The following is a 17823-nucleotide window of genomic DNA, read 5'->3' as shown; positions in this document are numbered from 1 at the left end:
GCGGCACCGGCCGCAATGGCGGCTGAACCCATGCCAGATTCGTTGGAGAACAGGCCGCGAGCCAATCCGAACTGGATAGCGGCGATGATGAGCGTGCCCGTGAATCCGCCAGCTGCTGCGGTCCCGTTGAAGGCTCCGTGGAAGATCGCGCCGAAAGCTTCGCCCAGTCCGTCAAGGTTTGCACCTAAGATCCACAGCTGCGCACTGATGTAAAGAACGATCATGAAGGGGACGATTGCTGCGGCAACGCTAGAGATCGATTGCACGCCGCCGAGGAGCACGAACAGGGTGACAACCGCAACCACAAGTCCGGTAACCCAAGGGGCCACAGAGAAGTTCATCTCCATGGTCTCGCTGATGGAGTTGGTTTGAACCATGTTTCCAATACCGAACGATGCAACGATCGTAGCGATGGTGAAGAACCACCCGAGGAAGGCACCGGGGCGCCCCTTGATTCCCTTGTGTAGGTAGTGCTGAGGGCCGCCGTTACGCCCACCTCGCTTATCCACGGTACGGAAGCGGACGGCTAGGAATGACTCGCTGTACTTGAGCGACATTCCGAAGAAGCCACTGACCCACATCCAGAAGATGGCGCCAGGTCCTCCCAAAGCAATAGCTGTGGCAACACCAGCGATGTTGCCGGTACCAACGGTGGCCGCAAGCGCAGTAGCGAGCGCTTTGTACTGAGAGACGTCTCCGCTGGATCCTTCGTCAGATCGGCGAATGAGTCCTAGGCTGAGCCCGGGACCGAGCCCCTTAAGTTGGATGAACCCGAGCCGAACAGACATGTAGATGCCGGTGCCGAGCAGGAGCGGGATAAGCACGAACGGGCCCCAAATGATGCCCGCGAGTGTGTCAAGGATCGATTCAAGTGCGTCCACATCGCCTCCATGTTTGGTGGTGGAGTCCCGCTGGATGGCCCTCAACAGTATGAGAACCCGATCATGTTATAAGAACCCGAGAATATAAGGACCAGCGGAATTCGAAGCGTCAGGGTTCAGTTCTTATTGGGTCTTATTGGGATATCCCAGTGGGTTGTCTCGGTGAATAATAGGTTTTCTCGGTGAATATTGTCGCTAGATAAGGTCGGTGGGTAGGTCCGATCGTTGTCCCAACGCTTGAGCGCAAGGGTACTGTGCGTATGTTTCACACACGTAAACGGTGTCCACAGAGCGAGATGAGGAGGTAGACGGGACGCCTAGCGCCTCGGGCCGCCCAAATCTAAGGAGAGACTGCTTGAGAAGCCCGGCTAGTTCTAAACCCAGCTAGTTCTAAATCCCGGCTAGTTCTACCAAGGACCATGCTCCCACGCCTCCGAGCATCTTTCGTGAAAACATGATGTCAGTGGACTGAAAGCAAGGCAGTCCTGTGCGCTTGTCACGCAGCGCGCCACTTATATTCATGAGGACACTAACTACCATGACATCCGAATACGAACGCATTCTCGAACCCATCACGCTTGGAAATCTCGAGCTTTCCAACCGCGTCATTATGCTCCCGATGGGGAGTGGCTTGGGAACACCCGAAGGATTGTTCTCCGATCGAGAGATCGCCTATTACACGGAACGGGCAGCCGGCGGAACTGCGCTCGTCATTACCGCAGCGTGCCAAATCAGCGATGAATTTGAAGCCCCGAACCCACATTTGCCCGCATTATTCTCGGATGCCGCATTGCCCAGCATGAAGAAGCTGGTTGACTCCATTCACTCGGTGGGCGGGAAGCTCAGCTTCCAGCTGACGCCGGGACAGGGCCGAAACGCGGACCTGAGCGATCTGAAAGAAGCCCCGGTTTCTGCCTCGGCCGTTCCCGCCTTCGGGGATCCGAACGTGATGTCGCGCGGCCTTGAGATCGATGAAATCCACCTGCTCGTCCAGCGGATGGTGGAAGCCTCTGTTCGCGCTGCCAGCGTTGGCGCCGATGCCATCGATATCCATGGGCACACCGGATATCTGGTTGACCAATTCTTGAGCAAGCAATGGAACCACCGAGAGGACGAATACGGTGGCTCGACGGAAAACCGGTGCCGCTTCGTCGTCGAAATCATTCAGGGAATCAAACAGGCCATCCCGGGCTTCCCGGTCAGCATCCGCCTTTCGGTGGATCAACGTTTCGAAGGTGGCCGTACTGCGGAAGAGTCCGTCAAGATCGCCCAAGAGCTCGAGAGGGCGGGCGTGGACCTCATTCTTGCCGATGACGGCTCCTACGAGGCCATGGATTACGTATTCCCACCCTATTACTTGGGAGACGGCTGCATGGTCTCGGCCGCCAGAATTCTGAAGGACGCGGTATCGATCCCCGTCGTCGCCTGTGGAAATCTTGATCTAGCAACGGCCACGGATGTTCTTGCCGCCGGCGATGCCGATCTGATCGGACTAGGCCGCGGCCTGATCGCGGACCCGCAATGGGTCGCCAAGCTATCCGCCGGCCGTCCGGGTGACATCCGCCCGTGTATCCGCTGCAATGCTATGTGCATTGGCGGCGTGCTCGCAGGTGACTCGCTGGGATGCGCTGTCAATCCCGAGGCAGGGCGCGAGTTGGATCGCCGTATCGTCAAGGCGGATAACGCCCGCAAGGTTGCCATTGTGGGTGGCGGACCAGCGGGCCTGGAAGCCGCACGGGTGGCATCCGAGGAAGGCCATCAGGTTGATCTGTACGAACGCGCTGACAAGCTGGGCGGTGTTCTACTTCCCGCGGCAACGCCAGATTTCAAGCGCGAGCTGTTCCGCATGATCGGCTGGTGGGAGGGCCAACTTGAGGATTCTCCTGTGAACGTCCACCTGAGCCACGACGTTTCGCCCGACGATCAGGTTCTCGAAGGAGCCGATCACATCATCGTGGCAACTGGCTCCAAGCCATTAGTCCCCGGGGCGATTCCCGGAATTGACGGCCCAAACGTTGTGGAAGTTATCGAGGCCCACGAGGGCGCACCACTCGGCAGGCGCGTTGTGGTTGCTGGCGGTGGATTATCAGGCGCGGATTTGGCGCTCGAATTGGCCGAGGCCGGCCACGCCGTCTCCATCGTAGAGATGGCGGACGATATAGCACGCGACATGCTGGCCATCAATCGCATCACCCTGTTGCGTGAGCTTGATCGTGCCAACGTCACGCTCTACACGGGCCACCGAGTCACATCCGTGACTGCGGACGGAGTGACAACCACGGCGGTAGACGGCGAACACACTATTCCGGCCGATACCGTCATTTCTGCCTTCGGTGTGCTGCCCAACGTTTCGCTCACGAAAGCACTGGAAGATCGGGGCATTGAGGTACAGGCAATAGGCGATTGCGTACAGCCAGCCAAGGTTGGCGAGGCCATCCACGCCGGCTACCTCGCGGCCTCAAGCATCATCTAGGCCTAGTCGCGTACATATGGTGGGAGAGAGGGGAGTGGCTTCGTCGTCGTCGCCAATTCTTTTTGACGACGACGAACGCTCCCCCAACCTCACTCACCAACTCTCGTAACTGCCCTCAATCGTGATCTCGGGTTCGCCCCCGTATTCCAAGATCACATTCCCGTGCAGGGTAAACTCGATCTCTTCCGGTTCGGGGTTCTCGTTGAACGAGGAAGGATTCTCTTTAATCGTGATAACGGCTTCATTGGTCTCGAAAATATCCAAGGAGACGTCGTTGAACCCGTCCGGCAGCGACGTGACCTCGAGCGACTGCAAGTTCGTCGCACCCACCGAATACGGGCACTCGGAATCCATATTTCCCGGAACGCTGGCACACGAGTTCACTTGCGCGACGGCTTCCTCCAGCACAAGGTCCTTGAGTGAATCAGTGATCTCCGGCTGAACGTAGATACTGTTCGCGCCGTCCCCTGCACCGGTCACCTTCAGAATCTGGGGCTCAGCGGACACATACGAACCAGCATCGCCGGGAGCAGTAACCTCATATATCCCCGGGTAAATGAACTGGTCCTGAACTTCTGAATCTCCATAGCTCCAACCCACAGGAATTGTGGTTCCGCCAACGCTCAGCTCGGGATACCAATCAGATTCGACGTTAGCTCTCAACACCATGGCATCCTGAATTTCCCATGTGTTCAGGAAGAGGAACTCATTATCTCCCGGCAGCACAGTAAACACACGGTCCAGCCGCTCTCCATCGAGTGAATAGGTGGCCGTCACATAGTACTCCGAGCCGTCAAAGTTCGAGCTGGATGTCACATCGATGACTTCAATTTTTGCTGTGGATACCTCCAGCGTCTCATCTGTCAGCAGAAGCCGGGATCCGTTCGGAATGCCCGGATCCACCATCTCAGTTGCAGAGGTAGCATCCCCTGCAGCAATGTATCCGAGATACTCCTTGACGCTGGCCTCCGGCGTACGCCCAGCGTTCATCACCTGAACTGTCACAAACGCTGCAAGGATCAGGAATAGTAGCAACCCGATGATCGTCAGCCACATCTTGACGCGGCGCTTTTTCGTGCGATTGCCCTGGGGTGGCTGATTCGGCGGCGGCTGGTAGTAGCCATATGGGGGCTGTGGGGGCGGCGGCCCCTGCACGGCTGGTCGTACCCCTTGCGGGCCTAGCTGTGCGCTCTGAGCGGCTGGCGGCAACCCTTGCCCAGCTGGCGGCGCCCCGTGCGGCTGTCCCGGCCACTGACCTCTTGGCGCGTAAGCGGGCGGCACCCCGGCGTACGGCCCCGGCCCGGCTTCATACTGAGCAGCTTGATATTGCTCCGTGGGATATCCAGCTGCCTGATCAACGGGTTGGCCGATGTGTTCCGTCGGGTGGCCGACCTGCTCGGTCGGACTCCCAACTTGGCCCGTAAGCTCTCCATCCGGCTCACCAAGCTGCTCGGTCGGCCGCCCAGCCTCTTCGTGCGGCTGCTCCCCGCCGAAATCGTCGCCCGTACTATTCTGCGGACTCACAGGGGAATCGTTCGTGTCCATAGGTTTCCTTACCATGAGGAGATCACAAGCACACGCTGATCCTACGAATTACTTCCCCTCCGCGGATACCTTTCTCAAAACTGCGCGAACCTCTCGGTCTACGACGGGGCATGATCAGTTTGCTTCCGGGACGCGGTGCTTCCCGGAAGGAACAGCCCGCCCACAAACACGGCCACCAGAATGGCGCCACAAATAACGGCTGCGATGGTCCCGCCCACCATGACAGGGAAGTTCCACACTGTGATCGCGAGAACGCCCAAAAGCCCCACCACTCCCAGAGACGAAAACACGATAATCGCGGTAGACGGGCTGCGCCCTGCACCAACCTTGCGTAACCCCATCCCGAATACGACAACGGCAATGCCTGTCAACGCCATCATAAAGATGATGCCCATCGCGCCAACTCCCGAATACCACGTGTAAACCTGAGTGACGGGATCCAACCGAAAAGCTACGGAAACTGCCACCATCACAGCGGAAATCCCACTCACCCAGAGGGAGGCTTTCGAGGGCGCCCCGTGTGCAGAATGGACCTCGCCAAGCGCACTGGGCAGTACCCCTCGCTGCCCCAGTGTGAAGAGATATCGGGCCACGATGTTGTGGAAGGAGAGCATGCACGCAAACATGCTGGTGACAACAAGAACCTGCACAATATCCGCCATGATCGGTGCAACCACATCGTTCGTTAGCCCAACGATCACGCCGTCCGGGTTGGCTTCTGCCTGTTCCACTGCCGAATCCACTCCAAGCCCGGAGAAGACCAGCCACGAGGACACCGTGTACAGGATGCCAATGCTGAGAACTGCAATGTATGTGGCTCGCGGGACCGTCCGCTCCGGATCACGGGCTTCATTCCGGAACACCGCCGTGGCCTCGAATCCAAAGAAGCCAAGAAAAGCAAAGAGTAGCCCGAGGCCCGGCGCACCGGAGAATGCCTCGGCGGGCGCAAACGGCTTCCCCGAGAGCTCACGCCCGGACGCAAGCACACCGATATCAACAATCAGCACTGCCACAACTTCGAGAACTAGCACCACACCAAGCACCTTCGCAGACAGGTCAATCTGCCGATATCCCAAGGCGCCCACAATGGCGATGGCCGCCGCAGAAATGAGCCACCATGGCAGGTCAATTCCCGTCCACAGCTCGATGAGGTTACCTGCCTGCACGCCCAAATAACACGTCATCGAGACCGTCAGTAGCACGTAGGAAAGCAGCGCTATCGCCGCCGTGCCAAGCCCCATGCGGCGCCCGAGGCCACGATCCACGTAGGAGTAAAAGGCGCCGGCATCCGGCACATGTTGTGTCATCCATGCATAGCCTGCAGAGAACAGGAGCAGGATGATCGTTGCCGCAAGTATCACCAACGGGGCGCCAACATTCTGCGACTCCATGAGGATAATGGGGAAATTCGCCACCACAACGGTGATCGGCGCCGCCGCGGCAACCACCATCAACACGATTCCCGGAACCCCAAGGTTGCGCTCTAGCTCTGTCTTCATCGCCCGCCTCGCGTTCGTCTATGTGCTCGTCACCTTCAGGTGAACATCAGTAGGTTAGAGGAAATCAGACGCGGACGTAGATTCGGGCAGCATCTGGGCACCACACCGCACAAGCCAGGCGCGATAGGGTTGAAACATGACGATACGCAGACACTCACTTGTTGCCGTTTTCGCCGCCACGACCGTGGCCTTTGGTCTTTCCGCGTGCGGGGGCACAGACTCCACGCCCTCGGAACCGCAGGAACCCGCCGTCTCATTTGAAGGAACATGGGGAATAGAGGACGAGGGCGAACCACACATCACCATCGCTGAGGACGGAACACTTTCCGGCACCACGGGCTGCAACCACGTCACCGGCTCATGGACTGCCGAAGGGGACACGATCGAATTTGGACCGATGGCCTCCACACAAATGTATTGCGAAGGTGTGGACGAATGGCTTCTAAACGCCACCAGCGCCACGATACCGAATCCTGACGGTGCCCAATTGGTCATTGTGGACAGTGACGGGTCAGAGCTCGGTTCACTCACCAAGCAATAATAAGTCCAAGGAACTCCCCGCACCCGCTCGTCAGACAATGATGTAGCCGGGTGGGGTGTGGGATATGGCGGGTTGAGGTGTGGGAAGCCGCCGTCGTCGTCAAAAAATGAGGTGAGGCACCCACAAACCGGATGCCCCACCGTCATCTAAATCGAGAATCTACCAACCAGTTAGAACGAATATCCAAACACGAGCGGTCCAACGATCATCGTGAAGGCCGTGATCAACAGGGCACCGATCACGTTGAGCCAGAGCCCGCCCTTGACCATGTCCGTGATCCGAAGGTAGCCGGAGGAATAGGCGATCGCGTTGGGCGGCGTGCCCGCCGGCATCATGAATCCGTAGGTGGAGGCGAGCGCCACGGGAAGCAGCAGGATCATGACCTGCATGCCCTCGAAGCCCATGCCGATGGCAACCGAGCCCATGATGGGCAGGAAGGCGGCCGCTGTGGCGGTGTTCGAGGTGAACTCGGTAAGAATCACGATGAGCACCGTCACGAGGAAGACCAGCACGAGGATCGGCAGCCCCGCCAACCCGGCAGCCCGATCCCCGATCCACGCCGAGAAGCCGGTGAACGTGAAGGCTGCGGAAAGCGAGAGACCGCCGCCGAACAGCAGCAGCACGTCCCACGGGATGTTCTTGGCGGACTTCCAATCGAGCAGAGGCACACCTTTGAACGGATCCACCGGCGTCAGGAACAGCACCAGTGCAATTGTCATGGCGATCAGTTCGTCGCTAATCGTGTCTGGAAAGACGGCCGGCAGGATCACCCAGGATAGCGCGGCGAGGATGAAAACAACGCCCACGATCTTCTCGCCTCTGGACATCGGACCCATCTTTTCGATTTCGTCCTGAATGACCTTTTTGCCTCCGGGGAGCTCGTCGATCTCGGGCGGAAATACGCGCACCAGAATGAACCAGCCAACGAACAGGAATCCCCAGCCGAGCGGCGTCCCGAAGAGCATCCACTGGCCGAACGTGATCGTGATGTCGTACGTATCCTCGAGGTGAGCGCGGAGCAGGGTGTTCGGCGGGGTCGAAATAATGGTGGAAACGGAAACGATCGAGGCGGCGTATGCGACACCCAGCACGAGCCCCTTACCGAAGTTGGACTTGAGCTTCTCCCCCGCACCCGCGTCCTGATACAGGAGAGACAAAACGGAAAGCGCGATCGGGAGCATCATGACGGCCGTGGCAGTATTCGACACCCACATCGTGAGGATTCCCGTGGCGATCATCAGGCCAAGGATAATCTGCTTCGGCTTGGTGCCAACCAGCAGTACGGTCCGCAACGCGATACGCCGGTGAAGATTCCAGCGTTGGATTGCCAGCGCGAGGAAGAACCCGCCCATGAAGAGGAAAATTGTGGGATTTGCGTACGGAGCCGCCGTGGCTTCGAAGTCCCTCACGCCCGCAAAAGGAAAGACGACGACGGGTACGAGCGCCGTTGCCGCCAGCGGGATGGCTTCCGTTACCCATCACGTGCCCATCAGTACGGCCACTGCCGCAGCCATCGCGAGGGCGTTGTCAGATACCACAATCTCGGAATCCGCCACCGAAGGATGAACACCCTTCGGCATCAAGAAGTAGACGATCACGGCAAGGACAATGCCTAGTCCAATGCCGAATACCTTCTTATGGAGCCTCCGTTTCGGAGGTCCCTGATCCTGCGATCCCTCTGATACGGGGCTGTCGGGTCGAATATCCGGTGTGCTCACGCATGCCTCCTTATATTTTTGACATCTCAGCTATTCGCGGACCTCTCCCTAGAGGTTCTACTGGTGGTACGAATATGGAGATGAGCTAAGATGAGTTGCCACGATCCTAGACCAAAGTCCCAAGCGTGTCACGCGAAAATATAAGGTAAATCACCCGTATTTCCGTAGGAGGTGTGGGCCGGGCGCCCGGCGGACATCAACGAGATTCCATCTCCGCCAATCTCCTCCAGCCTTCACGGATGACTATCTATTCTTGTGCGAGCGGCTCATACGTAGGCCACGGGTCAGAGCGCAGGCGCCCGTAAGTGTCCACATCGATGCGCTGATCACCGATGAGGAACTTGCCGCGTTCTGTTCCCTCTTTGAGGAAGCCGGCTGCTTTCGCCACGGCTCCTGACGCAGGATTGTTAACCCGATGGCCAAGTTCCAGACGTTCGAGCTTCAATTCGGTCAGCGCCCAGTCCGCCACCGTTGCGGCACCGCGACTCATCCATCCGCGCCCGCGAGCGCTCTCATTCATCCAGTACCAGAACCAGCCGCTGCGGTTTTCGGCGTCAACGCTCACGCACACGAGGCCGACCAGAGTGCCGTTGTGAGCGATTGCTAATGGTTTGTGCGGTGATTCGGGGCTGAGCAGATTTTCCGCGTAGCGTGCGGCGTCGTCCAAGCTGGGCACGCTTCCTTGTTTGGCCATGTCGGGGTTGGATGCGAAGGCGGCGAGGACTGCCTCTGCATCGGTGGTCCGCAGGGGTCGGAGGGTGGGTTCGTCGCCGTTCTTAATCATCAGGCCAGCCTATATTGACCCTGACATGATGTCAGGCGCTCGTCTCGCGCCGAGTCAGGCGGGCGTGAAGCCCCACTTGGAGTAGATGGCGTGGGCCGCGGGCGACGTGCCCTCTCCAATTCTTAAGGAGAGCTTCGAATCGCCGGCTGCTCTGCACGCTTCGACGGCGTGGCCCACAAGCATCGCGCCGGCCCCATTCCCTCTTGCCTCTGGGGCCACGAAAAGATCGATAACGAACGGCCCAAGCAGGCCTTCATCCCAGATCGAGCGCTCAGTGACCATGATTGCGCCGATGGGTCGGCCACTTACGGTGGCAACACCACTCGCATCGTCGCGCAAGACACCGTATGTGCCAGCGAATGATTCCTCAATCTCTTGTCTCGCTTCGGAGAGCGTCGCTGTTCCAACCTCGGGCGGGTAACTCGAGAGATAGAGCCTGGCGAGCTGCTCGCGAGTAGCCGACGCCAGCGGCTTGATGGAGAGACTCGGCCCTTTCGCCGCGCTCATGGGTGGCAGGAGGGGATCGATCGAGAGATTCAAAGAGAGAAGGTCAGAAGGCAACTATGTTCCATTCCAAAACGGTCAGTTATACATGAGTAAAGGTCACACACGAGGATCGGTCAAGGACCCCGAGCTACCTGGCGGCTCAACTAGAACGCTACTCTAAGGTTTGAGGTTTATAGTAGTTAGAGTAGCGTTACAGCTCCGAGTTCAAAGGCAACGGCTCGGGCGGCCAGTGCGCTCATCACTGTTCTATGACGAGTCGGAACGGGAGAATCTAGCTCTCGCTGAGACAAGCGGAATTGAAGCCTGCCGTCACTGACATCAGCACCCCGACGCCTCCTGTGAAGGTGATTCCGGCGAAGGTATGTCCGCGGGCAGCCTCAACAAAGCCAAGCTTTTCATGAAGCGTGATCGATGCACGATTACGTGCATTAATGACGCTGTAGAGCGGTGCGGCTTCGGCTGGAGGTACAACCGGGTCTCCAGGTGCGGTCTCGTCTACCGGCGAGCCTTCGTCTGGAAGCACTGCCTCGTCATCACGTGCCACCAAGTGGTTTTCACGCGCTACCGCCTAGATGACGGAATCGAGCAGACGTAGGGCAACGCCGACCCGTCGATACTCGGACCGGACCGTCAAACCCGCGACGAGCCAGTCGTCAACGTCTTCACTACGCACGTGCCGCTGCACCGCGCCGGACAACCCCACGATGAGCGAATTTGCTTTCAGATCCTCGGCCACCGTCAAAACCCAACGTTCCCGGATTAAGGCCTCCGCCATGGCAAGGCTACTCTCGATGGTTCCTCCCCTACTTGCCATAACCCCGCCCCCGATCCCTACCGCGTCGCCAGCTTCGGCACCGCGAATGCTGATCCAGCCCCGGCTGTGTCCGTGCGTACCGGGCGCATAATCCACAAAGTCGCTCACGCTATCGGTACACCGCAGAACGATGCCCAACGTGAATGGCAACGACGACAAGTTCAGAATCAGAGATCTCTACCTCGACGCGATAGTCTGCTACGCGGTAGCGCCACAGTCCTGCGAGCGGACCCGTTAGAGCTTTCCCCCGTGCTCGCGGTTCCTCAAGCGCGCACACCTCTTCGAGATAATTCTTAACCCGTTGCTGAATCTTGCGGTCAAGTCGCGAGAGTTCTTTGTCAAAACGTTTTGTCGTCGCTAGAGTCCACACGTTCAAAGCTCTAATTCATCCCACAGCTGCGCAGCTGGGCGCGACGGACGCCCCCGATCTTTCCACTGCCTGTAGTAATCAGCCAGATCGGCTTCATCGATCCCATCGTCGAGTAAGTCGCGTGCTACATCGTCTACAGAGCGCCCTTGTTTCTCAGCTAGCACAGCAAGCCGACGCTCACGCTCTGGCGTCAACTCAATCGTAATTGTCACGGGTGCCCCCTATCTCGATGACAAGATTCTACGCATCTGGAGGGCGCATCAACAGGCCAACTTCGGATCGTCAGAGGAACTCCATTTTCACTGATGGTGCACAACCTCAGTCCACATCAACGGTATGCGCGAACGTGCGAAGTAAAAGCTCACGCAGAGCTTCGGGATCCACACTAGTGAGACGAGTGAAGTAGAGGCACGCCTGACTCACGCGACATTTGCCAAACTGTTCCACAAGGTCGGGCCACATTTCGGCAAATCCGCTGACCAGATAGAAAGTGTGTTTGGCCTGCCCCGTCGCGAATGCGAGTCTGGGGGCACGGCCACTATGGCCGCTCGCATATCGATATTCATACTCTCCGAAGCCAATGATGCGGCCCGCCCAAACCACTGGTTCAAATCCGCTGATTTCGCGGTGGATCTCAATTAGCTGATCCGCCTCGGCCCGGCGCGGCCCAGTCACGCGGTCCAACACCTGCTCAGGTGGCATGGCGGAAGGGGACATGGCTGGCTGTTTCGTAGTCATAGTGGATTATAGGCAGGCCAAGGATCTGAGCGCAGCCGCCCAGACGTGTTCACGTCGATGCGCTGGCCGGCGATGAGAAACTTGCCGCACATCCTCGCCTTGCCTGGCCATGTCAGAGTTGGATGTGAAGGCGGCGAGAACTGCTTCGGCGTCGTCGTCCTCCAAAGCCCTCAAACTCACGGTGCCCTCGTACTCAATCACCCAATTACTCTATCTTGACCCTCACACGATGTCAGGAGCTACTCTCTCTGTATGGCCGAGACCCTCGAACCAATGTCCATCGGTGCGTTCTCTTCGCTGACCCGGCTCAGCGTGCGGATGCTACGCCACTATCACGAACGTGGCGTTCTGGTGCCCGCGCTCGTGGATGAGATCGGGCATCGGTGGTACACACGAGAGCAAGTGGCCGATGCCCTACTGATCAGGGAACTTCGCGACGTGGGTTTCAACGTCTCCGCCATGGCAGCGCTCCTCGCCGCCCGTGAGAGCCCCATCTTTGAGCGCGCGCTCGTCACACAGCGCGATGCGCTCGAACTGGAGCAACGCGCTGCCACGCAGCGGTTGCAGCACATCGACAGGATGCTCGACTCCGTAAGGGGAAACAACATGAGCAAGATCGAAATCGAACGTATGACTGTGCCCGCGATGAGCGTGGCTGCGGTTCGCGGAACCGTTCCCACCTACTCCGATGAGGGGCCACTATGGGAACGCCTGATGACCGAATTGGGGCGCCAGCGGATCGTTCCGCTGGGGCCAGGAGGCGTGTTCGAGCATGACCCGACGTTTGTGGATGCAGATCCTGAGCTCTCGGTCTTCCTGCCTGTCGCGCCCGGAACTGTGACCGAAGCACCACTTGACGTGTTCGAGGTTCCGGAGCAGAAGGTTGTGGCGGCTCACCTTGAAGGTCCGTACACGCAGATCACCGAGGCTCACGATCGGATCACCACGTTCATTGCGGAAAATGGACTGAAAGAGGCGGTGCCCGATCCGGCTGGAGTGGTGGGAAAAGTGTTCAACCTGTATTTCAACGAACCTGGAGACGTTGACGAATCCGAGCTGCGGACGGATGTGAACCGGCCGCTGCGTTAGTGGGGTTGCGCTAGGGCCTCAACTAGAACGCTACTCTAACTACTCTAACGTTTGGGGGTTAGAGTAGTTAGAGTACCGAGGCTGAGTGCCCACTTGGCCGCGGCTGGTCTAACGGCGTGAGCGCCCACAATGCCGTGCAATTCCCCGAATTCTGCGCCCTACCGGGCTGTCCCTCGCTATAATCGCCCGCATGGAGTTTGTGCGCGTCCCGAAAGCGAAACCGGGCGACAAGGTGGCCATCGTGTCTCCATCGTTCGCCGCCCCTGGCCTCGCCCCTGAGATCCACGAGCAGGCGATGCGCCGCCTCACGGACATAACGGGGCTCATTCCTGTCGAGTACCCCACCACTAGGCGGCTTGGCGCATCCGCCGCAGATCGCGCCGCAGACCTCAATGCCGCCTTCGCCGATCCCGAGATTAGGGCTGTGCTTTCCACGATCGGCGGGGAGGATCAGATTACCGTGGTCCCGCACCTTGATTCCCGCACCGTCCTTTGCGACCCGAAGCCTTTCCTCGGCTATAGCGACAACACCAATATCCTCAACTGGCTCTGGAACCTCGGCATCCCGGGATTCTACGGTGGCTCCACGCAGGTTCATCTGGGTCCCGGCCCTCATGTGGATCCGGTACACGAACAGTCGCTGCGCGCGGCCCTGCTGACTGGAGATCGCCTCGAAGTGGCGGATCCCGGAGAGTCGGAAGATTTCGGCTGCGATTGGAACGATCCGCGGGCGCTGAACGAATTCGGGGAGCGCGAACCCACCGAACCATGGACATGGGCCGGGCCCAAGCAAACGGTCACCGGCCGCACGTGGGGCGGTTGCGCCGAGGTGATTCAATGGATGCTCACCGCTGGGCGCTTTCCAACAGACCCAGTGGTGGTCCGCGGCGGCATCCTGATCATCGAGACCTCCGAAGAGCTCCTACCGGCCCGCGAGTTCGGATGGATTCTACGCTCGCTGGGTGAACGTGGACTGCTTGGGGAGGTGGGGGCCGTCGTCGTCGCTAGGCCTCCCACGTCCGATTTCACCACGAAACTCTCTTCCGAAGAACGCAGGCACAAGCGAAACGAACAACGGGACGTCGCCCTCAGCGTCCTCCACACATACAACCCGCGCGCCGTAATCGTGGTGGGGCCTCCGTTTGGGCACACTCGACCCCAATGGATCGTGCCGTACGGCGGGAGGATGACGGTGGATGGTGGCGCACGTATGCTTTTCGCGGACTACAGCTGAGTTTATTTTGGGACGACGACGGGTTCTCCTTACACCACAATCAACCTCACGCTGGGGTCGATTGATCTAAGATCGCTCGGGTCAGATGTCACGGCAACTCGGCCCCGCGCCATTGCGTCGAGAACAACATGCACATCAACGATATCCGCGTGCCTACTACGTCCGCATAACAATCCGACAGCACGCGCAGTCGGATCATCGAGTGGGACTACACGGACTGAAGGGTCCGCAAGAAGCCGAGCAACTCGCGCCTGACGTGGCCCTCCACGCCACGCTTGAGCGACGACCCCTGCTGGAACCGACAGTTCGATCCCCCGCTCAGTGGCCCGCCTCAACAAGGCGCGGACCTTGGAATCGCCGCGTTCTAATGCAAGCAAAGCACCAGTATCAAGCGTCAGTGCTTCAACTTCGGCGCCGCGCATCATCCCAGACCTAGAACCTTGTCAGCCCATGCCATGTCATCTTCGCTGACTGGACTGAGTTCAAGATCTAGATCATCTAGTAGCTCGACAAGACTATCTTCGCGCGCAGCCCGCGCGACCGCCGAACTGATGTAGCCGGAAACGGATGCCGCTCTCCCCTGATCAACGGCGCGACGGATAGAGTTCACTTGCTCATCGGGAAGACTTATCGCAATCTTCTTAGTCATACCTGAATCATACTGCTCGGTGTTGCTGTGCTCCACAACCAAAAAGACAGCGGGCGAACATAAACGAGCTACGCGAAGCTGTCGGAGCGGGGCGATAGTGTGAAGCCATGACGTTTTCCGGATCTGAGACTCTCAGCCTGACGCAGGCACGCCGAATTGCGCTTGGTGCGCAGGGTTTTTCTGGCTCGCGTCCCAGCGCTGTGAGCACACGCAGAATCCACACAGCGATCGAGCGGATGGGCGCCTTGCAGATCGATTCGGTCAACGTGTTTGCGCGCTCGCACTACATGCCGCTGTTCTCACGGCTGGGCAGTTATGACCGCGACACCTTCGATCGGTTGCTGTTTGGTGGGCGGTCGCGCTACGTGGAATACGTTGCCCACGAGGCCGCGCTGATCCCGGCCGCAGATTGGGGACTGTGGCAGTTTCGTATGGACCATTTTCGGCGGCGTTACGGCGCGCCTGGAACATGGATGGCAGAAAATGCGGGGTTCTTGGACGAACTCAAGAGCGAGCTTGCCGCACGAGGGCCCCTACGCCCATCCGAAATCGATCTTGGCGAGGTTCGCGGAAACCGGGGCGCTTGGTGGGACTGGGGCGATGTCAAACGGGGATTGGAGATGCTGTGGCGCTACGGAGAGGTGGCCATTGCCGGGCGCAACGGCTTTGAGCGCCGGTATGGATTGGCCGAACAGGTGATTCCTGCGAGTGCTCTGGGGCAGGAAGTCCCCGAGGCGGATGCGATCCGCGAGCTCACACGCCGCGCAGCTCGCGCATACGGTGTTGCTACCACAAGCGATTTGGCGGATTACTACCGTATTCGGGTTCGTGATATCCGGCCGGCCATCGCGGACCTCGTGGATACTGGCGAACTCATTCCGGTTCGCGTGCCCGGATGGGAGAAGAACAGTGCGGCGTTGCCTGTATGGCTTCATCGCGATGCGAAATTGCCACGGCGAATTGACCGCACGGCTCTTCTTTCCCCTTTTGACCCGGTCGTCTGGTTTCGCGAGCGCGCCTCTCGAATGTTCGATTTCGACTATCGAATCGAGATCTACACACCCGCCAAGAAGCGGAAATATGGGTACTATTCACTGCCGGTGCTCGTGGGCGATCGCATCGCGGCGCGTGTGGATCTCAAAGCGGACAGGGGTAATTCGACTCTGCTTGTGCAATCGGCGTGGTGGGAACCTGATGCGGCCGGCGATGGGGCTGCTCGGATCGCTGCCGAGTTGCTGGAGGCGGCACGATGGCAGGGATTGGAGAACGTATCTGTTTCGCGATGGGGCGACGCCGCCAGTGATGTTGCGGCGGCACTGCCTGAAGCGGCATACCACGATCATCCCCAAGCCTCTGCTCCGTTATCAGAGGAGCATGAGTGAGGCATCGGGCTGCACGGCCCGAATTTGCCGATCCACTCTCAATCCGTACTGCGCAGCCCACTGATAAGCCTACGTTGTGGCGATAACGAATGCCGTCACTTTCCCTGCTGCACAGCCTTCCGAGCGAGCTCGCAAGGTGTCTGCCCTCAGTACCCTCAGGTTGCGAGGAAGGGCTTACGGCTTGCTCGCGTACACGCGGAAGCGGCGCTGCTTTACGCGAATGGGACGGCGCGAGGCGAGCTCAGCAAGCACCTCCGCGTGCTCATCTACGGTGAAGCCGGGAGCGTCCCACGGAACGAGTGCAAGGTAGGTGACGAGAGCTTCGGCGTCGTCGAAAACCATCGTTCCTTCCCACTCATCCGCAACGTCAATACGTAGCCCGGCGCCTTCGAGCTCCCGGGCGTATCGCTCAAGCGTGACGTGCGGATAGAGGTAATCTTCGCCGAACCACTCGTGGATCTCTGGTGCATCGTGCCCATCGACCTGCTGGGTCAGGAAGCGCCCGCCAGGACTGAGCGCCCGTGCAATCTCGCGCGCATCGCGCTCAAGCAATCAGCTTCGAAATCCCACCACGGCTCATCTGCGGTGAGCCTCCCGTCAAGAACTGAAAAATCCCAGCCGGTCATCTTCGTCTCCCCGTAAACAGAGCGAAGTCTGGAAGTGGAGTCCGTGTTCATCAGCATCCTTCTCATCGCAGTAGCGCGTTCTAGGCGCAGTGTCGCGACTTCAAGGCCGCTCCGAGATCCTCAAGTCTATTATGCGATACAAGCACGTACGCTAGAGAAAACGGGCAGGGCAGCGTTCGTTCACCGGCAGTAGGAGGAACTGATCCATGACACAACGTGTCTTCGACAGTCATCTGCATATCATCGATCCCGCCTATCCCGTCGTGGAGAATAACGGGTTTCTGCCAGAACCGTTCACGGTTTCCGATTATCAGACCCGCATCGCAGGCCTGAACACTGCCGGCCTGAGTGTCAGCGGCGGCGCGGTGGTTTCCGGATCATTCCAAGCATTCGACCAGAGTTACCTCACCGCTGCACTTACGTCCCTTGGCAATAACTATGTCGGGGTCACGCAAATCCCAGCGGACACCACCGACCAACAAGTCCTTGAGCTGGACGCGGACGGCGTCCGGGCGGTACGGTTCAACGTCGCTCGCGGGGGATCCGCGAATCTGGAGGACGTAGATCGCCTCGCTCGCCGCGTGCACGAAGTGGCTGGCTGGCACTCCGAGTTCTACATCGATTCGCGCACGATTGACGAGGCACTTTTCGTCCGCCTCTCTGCGCTTCCTGCGATCAGCATCGACCACCTTGGCCTGCACCAAGATGGTTTGCCCCAGCTGCTACGCCTCGTCGAAGGAGGCGCAAAGGTCAAAGCCACCGGATTCGGTCGCGTTGAACTCGACCCTTTGGCCGTCATTCGAGCGATCATGAAGGTCAACCCATCTGCGTTGATGGTTGGCACCGATTTGCCCTCGACTCGCGCCCGGAGACCTTTTGCCAACGAAGACTTCTCCATCATCGCCCAAAACCTCGATCCAGAGCAGATCGAAGCGGTGTTCTGGAACAATGCGGCGGAGTTCTACCTCGCACG

General features: G+C 59.0%; 20 protein-coding genes and 1 pseudogene. 6 read left to right on the top strand and 15 right to left on the bottom strand.

The window, feature by feature from the left end; translation table 11 throughout:
• A partial coding sequence (locus ACTHV6_RS08065; RefSeq protein ID WP_441386772.1) for an alanine/glycine:cation symporter family protein occupies window positions 1–881 on the bottom strand: 881 nt, incomplete at its 3' end.
• A gap of 520 nt (window positions 882–1401) precedes the next feature.
• On the opposite strand from ACTHV6_RS08065, the gene ACTHV6_RS08060 reads away from it, so the two are divergent.
• Window positions 1402–3354: an oxidoreductase gene (locus ACTHV6_RS08060; RefSeq protein ID WP_441386771.1), complete on the top strand. Its 1953-nt coding sequence runs from the start codon at window positions 1402–1404 to the stop codon at window positions 3352–3354.
• Between the two features lie 93 nt (window positions 3355–3447).
• Here ACTHV6_RS08060 and ACTHV6_RS08055 read toward each other — a convergent pair whose 3' ends face one another.
• Together ACTHV6_RS08055 and ACTHV6_RS08050 are read right to left on the bottom strand one after the other, a co-directional pair.
• Window positions 3448–4899, bottom strand: a complete 1452-nt coding sequence (locus tag ACTHV6_RS08055; protein ID WP_441386770.1) for a hypothetical protein — start codon at window positions 4897–4899, stop codon at window positions 3448–3450.
• 98 nt (window positions 4900–4997) lie between these two features.
• Window positions 4998–6398 carry an APC family permease gene (locus ACTHV6_RS08050; RefSeq protein ID WP_441386769.1) on the bottom strand — a complete coding sequence of 467 codons (1401 nt, stop codon included), beginning with the start codon at window positions 6396–6398 and terminating at the stop codon, window positions 4998–5000.
• A gap of 136 nt (window positions 6399–6534) precedes the next feature.
• On the opposite strand from ACTHV6_RS08050, the gene ACTHV6_RS08045 reads away from it, so the two are divergent.
• Window positions 6535–6939, top strand: a complete 405-nt coding sequence (locus tag ACTHV6_RS08045; RefSeq protein WP_441386768.1) for an META domain-containing protein — start codon at window positions 6535–6537, stop codon at window positions 6937–6939.
• Between the two features lie 170 nt (window positions 6940–7109).
• Here ACTHV6_RS08045 and ACTHV6_RS08040 read toward each other — a convergent pair.
• The 9 genes and pseudogenes from ACTHV6_RS08040 to ACTHV6_RS08000 all read right to left on the bottom strand — a co-directional run.
• A pseudogene (locus ACTHV6_RS08040) lies at window positions 7110–8405 on the bottom strand (SLC13 family permease); the annotation flags it as partial.
• Between the two features lie 12 nt (window positions 8406–8417).
• On the bottom strand, window positions 8418–8657 hold the full coding sequence (locus ACTHV6_RS08035; protein ID WP_441386767.1) for a hypothetical protein: 240 nt from the start codon (window positions 8655–8657) through the stop codon (window positions 8418–8420).
• Window positions 8658–8904: 247 nt separating this feature from the next.
• Window positions 8905–9441 (bottom strand): GNAT family N-acetyltransferase, encoded by a 537-nt coding sequence (locus ACTHV6_RS08030; protein WP_441386766.1) that lies wholly within the window; start codon window positions 9439–9441, stop codon window positions 8905–8907.
• Window positions 9442–9495: 54 nt separating this feature from the next.
• On the bottom strand, window positions 9496–9948 hold the full coding sequence (locus ACTHV6_RS08025) for a GNAT family N-acetyltransferase (protein WP_441386765.1): 453 nt from the start codon (window positions 9946–9948) through the stop codon (window positions 9496–9498).
• A gap of 271 nt (window positions 9949–10219) precedes the next feature.
• Window positions 10220–10492 (bottom strand): hypothetical protein, encoded by a 273-nt coding sequence (locus tag ACTHV6_RS08020; protein WP_441386764.1) that lies wholly within the window; start codon window positions 10490–10492, stop codon window positions 10220–10222.
• Between the two features lie 24 nt (window positions 10493–10516).
• Window positions 10517–10921, bottom strand: coding sequence for a hypothetical protein (locus ACTHV6_RS08015; RefSeq protein ID WP_441386777.1), 405 nt, complete (start codon window positions 10919–10921; stop codon window positions 10517–10519).
• Window positions 10872–11132: a type II toxin-antitoxin system RelE family toxin gene (locus ACTHV6_RS08010; protein WP_441386763.1), complete on the bottom strand. Its 261-nt coding sequence runs from the start codon at window positions 11130–11132 to the stop codon at window positions 10872–10874. Before ACTHV6_RS08010 ends, ACTHV6_RS08015 begins: the two co-directional genes overlap by 50 nt.
• Before the next feature lie 2 nt (window positions 11133–11134).
• Window positions 11135–11344: a hypothetical protein gene (locus ACTHV6_RS08005; protein ID WP_441386762.1), complete on the bottom strand. Its 210-nt coding sequence runs from the start codon at window positions 11342–11344 to the stop codon at window positions 11135–11137.
• Between the two features lie 106 nt (window positions 11345–11450).
• Complete coding sequence (locus ACTHV6_RS08000) at window positions 11451–11870, bottom strand: DUF1801 domain-containing protein (protein WP_441386761.1); 420 nt, start codon at window positions 11868–11870, stop codon at window positions 11451–11453.
• 252 nt (window positions 11871–12122) lie between these two features.
• On the opposite strand from ACTHV6_RS08000, the gene ACTHV6_RS07995 reads away from it, so the two are divergent.
• Both ACTHV6_RS07995 and ACTHV6_RS07990 read left to right on the top strand, forming a co-directional pair.
• Window positions 12123–12959: a MerR family transcriptional regulator gene (locus ACTHV6_RS07995; protein WP_441386760.1), complete on the top strand. Its 837-nt coding sequence runs from the start codon at window positions 12123–12125 to the stop codon at window positions 12957–12959.
• Window positions 12960–13149: 190 nt separating this feature from the next.
• On the top strand, window positions 13150–14193 hold the full coding sequence (locus ACTHV6_RS07990; protein WP_441386759.1) for a S66 family peptidase: 1044 nt from the start codon (window positions 13150–13152) through the stop codon (window positions 14191–14193).
• A gap of 29 nt (window positions 14194–14222) precedes the next feature.
• Here the strand turns inward: ACTHV6_RS07990 and ACTHV6_RS07985 are convergent, their stop codons facing one another.
• Together ACTHV6_RS07985 and ACTHV6_RS07980 are read right to left on the bottom strand one after the other, a co-directional pair.
• Window positions 14223–14615: a PIN domain-containing protein gene (locus tag ACTHV6_RS07985; protein WP_441386776.1), complete on the bottom strand. Its 393-nt coding sequence runs from the start codon at window positions 14613–14615 to the stop codon at window positions 14223–14225.
• Complete coding sequence (locus ACTHV6_RS07980) at window positions 14615–14842, bottom strand: toxin-antitoxin system antitoxin subunit (RefSeq protein WP_441386758.1); 228 nt, start codon at window positions 14840–14842, stop codon at window positions 14615–14617. Before ACTHV6_RS07980 ends, ACTHV6_RS07985 begins: the two co-directional genes overlap by 1 nt.
• Before the next feature lie 107 nt (window positions 14843–14949).
• Between ACTHV6_RS07980 and ACTHV6_RS07975 the strand changes: the two genes are divergently transcribed.
• Window positions 14950–16224 (top strand): winged helix-turn-helix domain-containing protein, encoded by a 1275-nt coding sequence (locus ACTHV6_RS07975; RefSeq protein WP_441386757.1) that lies wholly within the window; start codon window positions 14950–14952, stop codon window positions 16222–16224.
• A 174-nt stretch (window positions 16225–16398) separates the two neighbouring features.
• Here the strand turns inward: ACTHV6_RS07975 and ACTHV6_RS07970 are convergent, their stop codons facing one another.
• A complete protein-coding gene (locus tag ACTHV6_RS07970; protein ID WP_441386756.1) occupies window positions 16399–16776 on the bottom strand; it encodes a hypothetical protein in 378 nt (125 codons plus the stop codon).
• Window positions 16777–17056: 280 nt separating this feature from the next.
• Here ACTHV6_RS07970 and ACTHV6_RS07965 point away from each other — a divergent pair.
• The coding region (locus ACTHV6_RS07965; RefSeq protein ID WP_441386755.1) for an amidohydrolase family protein at window positions 17057–17823 on the top strand (767 nt) is incomplete at its 3' end.

The organism is Ancrocorticia sp. (assembly GCF_052089425.1).
Lineage (GTDB): Bacteria > Actinomycetota > Actinomycetes > Actinomycetales > Actinomycetaceae > Ancrocorticia.
The sequence above is the reverse complement of the archived record's forward strand: the minus strand, read 5'-3'. Positions and strand labels throughout refer to the sequence as shown.

Excerpts from the sequence above, each read along its gene's own strand:
- ACTHV6_RS08060 (WP_441386771.1), top strand. The coding sequence starts at position 1,402 with ATGAGGACACTAACTACCATGACATCCGAATACGAACGCATTCTCGAA.
- ACTHV6_RS08055 (WP_441386770.1), bottom strand. The coding sequence starts at position 4,899 with ATGGACACGAACGATTCCCCTGTGAGTCCGCAGAATAGTACGGGCGAC.
- ACTHV6_RS08050 (WP_441386769.1), bottom strand. The coding sequence starts at position 6,398 with ATGAAGACAGAGCTAGAGCGCAACCTTGGGGTTCCGGGAATCGTGTTG.
- ACTHV6_RS08045 (WP_441386768.1), top strand. The coding sequence starts at position 6,535 with ATGACGATACGCAGACACTCACTTGTTGCCGTTTTCGCCGCCACGACC.
- ACTHV6_RS08030 (WP_441386766.1), bottom strand. The coding sequence starts at position 9,441 with ATGATTAAGAACGGCGACGAACCCACCCTCCGACCCCTGCGGACCACC.
- ACTHV6_RS08025 (WP_441386765.1), bottom strand. The coding sequence starts at position 9,948 with ATGAGCGCGGCGAAAGGGCCGAGTCTCTCCATCAAGCCGCTGGCGTCG.
- ACTHV6_RS08000 (WP_441386761.1), bottom strand. The coding sequence starts at position 11,870 with ATGACTACGAAACAGCCAGCCATGTCCCCTTCCGCCATGCCACCTGAG.
- ACTHV6_RS07995 (WP_441386760.1), top strand. The coding sequence starts at position 12,123 with ATGGCCGAGACCCTCGAACCAATGTCCATCGGTGCGTTCTCTTCGCTG.
- ACTHV6_RS07990 (WP_441386759.1), top strand. The coding sequence starts at position 13,150 with ATGGAGTTTGTGCGCGTCCCGAAAGCGAAACCGGGCGACAAGGTGGCC.
- ACTHV6_RS07985 (WP_441386776.1), bottom strand. The coding sequence starts at position 14,615 with ATGCGCGGCGCCGAAGTTGAAGCACTGACGCTTGATACTGGTGCTTTG.
- ACTHV6_RS07980 (WP_441386758.1), bottom strand. The coding sequence starts at position 14,842 with ATGACTAAGAAGATTGCGATAAGTCTTCCCGATGAGCAAGTGAACTCT.
- ACTHV6_RS07975 (WP_441386757.1), top strand. The coding sequence starts at position 14,950 with ATGACGTTTTCCGGATCTGAGACTCTCAGCCTGACGCAGGCACGCCGA.